The sequence below is a fragment of the Ignavibacteria bacterium genome (assembly GCA_016873845.1).
GTDB lineage: Bacteria > Bacteroidota > Ignavibacteria > Ch128b > Ch128b > JAHJVF01.
The window spans coordinates 1-4,705 of record VGVX01000113.1 but is presented as its reverse complement, the minus strand read 5'-3'; the positions used below and the strand labels follow the sequence as shown (position 1 = coordinate 4,705).

5 protein-coding genes are annotated in these 4,705 nt (G+C 37.0%); all 5 read left to right on the top strand.

Annotation, left to right across the window (positions count from 1 at the left end; genetic code table 11):
• Positions 1–535 precede the first annotated feature (535 nt).
• A complete protein-coding gene (locus tag FJ213_12805) occupies positions 536–1,846 on the top strand; it encodes an NCS2 family permease (protein MBM4177029.1) in 1,311 nt (436 codons plus the stop codon).
• Between the two features lie 73 nt (positions 1,847–1,919).
• On the top strand, positions 1,920–2,891 hold the full coding sequence (locus tag FJ213_12800) for an aldo/keto reductase (GenBank protein MBM4177028.1): 972 nt from the start codon (positions 1,920–1,922) through the stop codon (positions 2,889–2,891).
• 70 nt (positions 2,892–2,961) lie between these two features.
• On the top strand, positions 2,962–3,195 hold the full coding sequence (locus FJ213_12795) for a type II toxin-antitoxin system prevent-host-death family antitoxin (protein MBM4177027.1): 234 nt from the start codon (positions 2,962–2,964) through the stop codon (positions 3,193–3,195).
• Positions 3,192–3,578 carry a type II toxin-antitoxin system VapC family toxin gene (locus FJ213_12790; GenBank protein MBM4177026.1) on the top strand — a complete coding sequence of 129 codons (387 nt, stop codon included), beginning with the start codon at positions 3,192–3,194 and terminating at the stop codon, positions 3,576–3,578. Before FJ213_12795 ends, FJ213_12790 begins: the two co-directional genes overlap by 4 nt.
• A 60-nt stretch (positions 3,579–3,638) precedes the next feature.
• A partial coding sequence (locus FJ213_12785) for a 4-hydroxy-3-methylbut-2-enyl diphosphate reductase (protein MBM4177025.1) occupies positions 3,639–4,705 on the top strand: 1,067 nt, incomplete at its 3' end.

Below are 4,705 nucleotides of genomic sequence, written 5' to 3'. Positions count from 1 at the left end.
CAAACGTACATTGCTTATTCAAAAAGTCTCGGCATTGCTCCAAGTACTGCAGAGGGCAACACACTGGAGGAGCTTCCGCAATTTTATGCCGATATGTTTGGTTGGGAAGAGTTTGCAAAGACAATTTTGAAAGTTTATCTCTCCCTTCCATTTGCGGAACAAAAAGATGCTCTTGTTGTTGCAAGCAATTACGGACAGGCAGGAGCGATTGAATATTATAGTTCAAAATATCCGTTGCCAAAAGTCATTTCGCCGCACAATAATTTTTGGATTTGGAGTAAAAACACAACCAATATCAAAACTGTTATTATTGTTGGTGGTACTGAAGACGGGCATAGAGAAGCTTTTGATGAAGTGGAAATGGCTGCAATTCATAAATGCGAATATTGCATGCCTTACGAGAACAATCGTCCAATATTTATTTGCAGGAAATTTAAGTTAGATTTCAAAACTCTCTGGCAACGGGTAAAAATCTACATCTGATTTTGCCCAGTCGAATGAGCAATTTAAACTAATATAACTTCGTGAGGTTAAAATGATTTCTGCTATTAAAAGATATTTTCAATTCGATGAGTTAAAGACTTCTTTCCAGCAAGAAACTATTGCAGGAGCAACAACTTTCATCACTATGGCATACATAATCATCGTAAATCCAAAAATCCTGGAAGCTGCTGGAATTCCATTCGGTCCATCGATGGTAGCAACTATACTAAGCGCCTTTTTTGGTACTCTAATAATGGGAGTGTACGCTAAAAGACCTTTCGCCATCGCACCTTATATGGGAGAAAATGCTTTTATTGCTTTTACAGTTGTAAAGGTTTTAGGATACAGCTGGCAAACCGCCATCGGCGCAATTTTTATTGGCGGTGTTTTATTTACGCTTCTAACCATTTTTAAAATAAGAACGTGGCTCGCTAAATCAATTCCAGAATCACTTAAAATTGCATTCGCTGTCGGAATTGGTTTGTTTCTTACATTCATTGGATTAAACGAAACAGGAATTGTGAAACTGGGTGTTGAAGGTGCTCCAGTTCATGTCGGAAATTTTCATGATCCAAAAATACTTCTTGCAATTTTTGGTTTTTTATTAATTGGATTCTTGATGATGATCAAAGTGCGCAGTGCAATTCTGATCGGAATATTGTCTGTGACTTTTCTATCACACATTTTTAATCTTTTCCCTCTGCCTGATAATTGGATCAGTACGCCGCCTGATATCTCGCCAATATTATTTGAACTCGATATTACCGGCGCACTCACATGGGGATTTTTTGCAGTCATTCTGACTGTCTTCGTTATGGATTTTGTTGATACAATCGGAACTCTGCTTGGATTGGCATACAAATCAAACTTACTTGATGAGAATGGAAATCTTCCCGATATCGAAAAGCCGTTATTGTGCGATGCATTAGCCACTGTCGTTGGTTCATTGCTTGGAACGACTACCACTGGAACCTATATTGAGTCGGCTACAGGAATTGAGGCTGGTGGGAAAAGCGGTTTCACTTCAGTTGTTACTGCAGTCTTGTTTTTGTCGGCACTTTTTTTTGCACCATTCTTTACAGCTATTCCTGCAATCGCTTACGGTCCTTCTTTGATTATCGTAGGATTATTGATGATGTCGCCAATCACAAAATTAAATTTCGACAATTATTCGGAAATTATTCCGGCTTTTATTGTTATTGTGTTGATGAGCTTTACATACAATCTTGGAATTGGAATGACCGCAGGATTTGTCGCTTATCCATTATTTAAAGTTCTATCCGGGAAATTCTCCGAAATTAATCTCGGACTATGGTTTTTTGCGGTGCTTTCGATTTTGTTTTTTATATTCTATCCATATTGAAAGAACAAAAACTTTTTTAAGCATAATTTCGTTATGATTAAAAAATTCATCAATTAAGATTAGCGAGTAATAAATGGAATACGTACACCTTGGAAGAAGCGGTCTCAAAGTCAGCCGATTATGCCTCGGCACAATGAATTTTGGTCCGTATACACCTGAAGAAGAAAGTTTTAAAATTATGAGCCGTGCAATCGATCACGGAATCAATTTTTTCGACACTGCAAATGTTTACGGCTGGCACCTTGGAGCCGGGCTTACAGAAGAAATCATCGGAAGATGGTTGTCTCAAGATAAAAGCCGGAGAGATAAAATCGTACTTGCAACCAAAGTCTATGGGAAAATGGGCGAAGGTATAAATGATAAAAAGCTTTCGGCTTACCACATTCGAAAAGCTTGTGAAGAAAGTTTAAGAAGAATGCAGACCGATCATATTGATCTTTATCAGATGCATCATATAGATAGAGAAACTCCATGGGAAGAAGTCTGGCAAGCAATGGAGCAATTAGTCCGCGAGGGAAAAATACTTTACGTTGGAAGCAGCAATTTTGCAGCTTGGAATATCGCTGAAGCGATTTACACAGCGCGGCAAAGAAATATTCTTGGATTAATTTCTGAACAAAGCATATATAGTCTGAGAAATCGACACATAGAGCTTGAAGTTATTCCTGCATGCAAGGCATTTGGTGTTGGATTAATTCCTTGGAGCCCTTTGGGTGGCGGAATTCTCTGCGGAATATTAGAGAAAGCGAAAGAAGGGAGAAGAACTCGTGAACCTTTGATCGACTCTGCTGAAAAACTTCGTCCGCAAATTGAAGCGTATGAAAAACTTTGCAAAGAAATTGGTCACAAATCAGCAAATGTTGCTCTTGCATGGATACTAACTAATCCAGTTGTTACATCACCAATAGTTGGTCCGCGAACTCTTAACCAGCTTGAGGAAAATGTTAAAGCACTAGAAATAAAATTATCTGATGAAGTAATGAAAAAGCTCGATGAAATTTGGCCTGGTCCGGGAAATCAAGCTCCCGAGGCGTATGCGTGGTGAAAATTGAATATAATGCCTTTACTTAGTCTTTTTTTCAAATTAAATTAATTTAAGTAAGAACGAGTTTAAAATGACAAAGACAGTAAATCTTAGTAAAAAGAAAGTAAATCTTGCTGAAATTCTTTCTATTGTTGAAGAAGGCAATGAAGTGATCATCACGAAAAACAAAAAAAGGGTCGCAAAAGTAATTCCTTTTACAACCGAAAAGAAAGAACGAATACTCAATCAATTTAAAGATAAAATTTGGACAAGTGTCGATTTTGAACTGCCGATCCCTCAAGAATATTGGGAAAGTGAAAATTGAAAGTACTTCTTGACACTCATGTTTTTATCTGGATGTTGAATGATGCAGATAGAATTTCACAAAATGCTTTAGGTTTACTTAAAGATTCAGAAAATGAAGTCATCTTAAGCGTCGCTAGTCTTTGGGAGATTCTAATAAAAGAATCTCTCGGAAAGATTAAATTTCATGAGCCGGTTGAAGTAATTTTCGAGAAAGCTATTTCAACAATTGAACTAAGAATAATTCCTATCGAGGCAGCTCACGTCTTTGAATTGCGAAAGCTTCCATTGCACCACAAAGATCCATTTGATAGAATTTTGACCGCCCAAGCTGCTTATGAAAATGCTTATATAATGACATCTGATAGATTATTCGACAATTATCCTGTGAAGACAATCTGGTAATCTTTTTTAGGGTAATGGGCTTAGTTTGATTAATTTTTTCTTAAATAAAGAATAAATCCGATGAAACATTTCGACATACCAAATTATTATAAGAGCAATCTCATTTCGAGGATTAAAGAATTAAGAAAAGATGACGATCCTCGGAAGAAAAATATTTCTCCGACAAAATTAGATTTCGGCCCTGTGAGATTTTTTATTGCCCGTCATTTTGGTTTTTGCTTCGGTGTGGAAAACGCAATTGAAATAGCTTACAGAACGATTGAAGAAAATCCTGGAAAAAACATTTATCTTCTTAGCGAAATGATACATAATCCTGGCGTAAATGGTGATCTTCTCAACCGAGGATTAAAATTTATCTTTAATACTTCTGGGTGGCAATTGATCGACTGGGATGAACTTAAAAAAGAGGACATAGTACTTATCCCGGCTTTTGGTACAACTTTAGAAATCGAACAGGCTCTTAGGAAAAAAGAGCTTTTCATTGAGACTTTCGACACAACTTGCCCATTTGTAGAAAAAGTTTGGAATCGTTCACATTCACTCGGAGAACAGGGTTACACAATAATTATCCACGGAAAATATTTTCACGAAGAAACTCGCGCAACTTTTTCACACAGTATTAGAAACGCTCCGGCGGTAATTGTTCGAGATTTAGAAGAAGCCAAAATTCTTTGCTCATTTATTTTAGGCAAGAAAGGCAAAGAAGAGTTCTATGAATTTTTTAAGGGACGCCTTTCAACTGGTTTTGATTTTGAGAAAGATCTATCGAGACTCGGCGTCGTTAATCAGACAACAATGCTTGCAAGTGAAACTCAAGAAATCGCAGACCTTTTAAAAGATACAATGATAAAAATGTATGGTGCAGAAAGCATAAAAGATCATTACGCCGATACAAGCGATACACTCTGCTATGCAACTTACGATAATCAAGAAGCAACTTACGGACTTCTCGAACAGCCTGCAGACTTCGCCGTTGTAGTTGGTGGGTATAACAGCTCAAACACATCGCACATCGTTGAACTATGCGAACAGAAAATTAAAACTTATTTTGTTTCATCGGAGGAAAAAATTATTTCTAAAAATTTAATAAGCCACTTCAATATTCACGAGAAAAAGGAGGTAGAAAC

Excerpts from the sequence above, each read along its gene's own strand:
- FJ213_12805 (MBM4177029.1), top strand. The coding sequence starts at position 536 with ATGATTTCTGCTATTAAAAGATATTTTCAATTCGATGAGTTAAAGACT.
- FJ213_12800 (MBM4177028.1), top strand. The coding sequence starts at position 1,920 with ATGGAATACGTACACCTTGGAAGAAGCGGTCTCAAAGTCAGCCGATTA.
- FJ213_12795 (MBM4177027.1), top strand. The coding sequence starts at position 2,962 with ATGACAAAGACAGTAAATCTTAGTAAAAAGAAAGTAAATCTTGCTGAA.